1 pseudogene is annotated in these 377 nt (G+C 73.5%); it reads right to left on the bottom strand.

The window, feature by feature from the left end:
- Positions 1-207 (bottom strand): annotated as a pseudogene (locus R5H29_RS05650) (hypothetical protein); the annotation flags it as partial.
- Positions 208-377 lie beyond the last annotated feature (170 nt).

Here is a 377-nt window from a genome sequence, read left to right as displayed (position 1 = left end):
GGCGGCGGTGGGCTGGCCAGCGGTGGTGGCGGCGGACGGGCTGGTGGCCGTGGCCGCGCCCGCGCCAACCCCGACGCCATTGTTTGTCCCCGGCGGCGCTGTCTGCTCCGGCGGGGGGGGAGCCATCGTGGGCTGCGCGGGGGTCTGGGCGGCCGCTGTGCCAGCGATGGCGAGGGACGCGGCGCCGGCGAGCAAAATGGTGCGCATGGGGAGTATCCCTTCTCCTGCGTGAGATCGGCGGGCGAACGCCAGGGATTGCGGGTTGGTTGCAGGATGCGCTTGCCGCGACGGGCAGCGGCGGCGATAGAGACCAATGCCCACCAGGCGCACCACCTTCAGCAAGTTCGTGATCGAGGACCTGCGGCGCGCCGGCGGCC

The sequence above is a fragment of the Stenotrophomonas sp. A3_2 genome, from assembly GCF_036624925.1.
GTDB classification, from domain to species: Bacteria; Pseudomonadota; Gammaproteobacteria; order Xanthomonadales; family Xanthomonadaceae; genus Stenotrophomonas; species Stenotrophomonas hibiscicola.
Note: the sequence above shows the minus strand (reverse complement) of the source record. Positions and strands in the feature narration are given on the sequence as shown.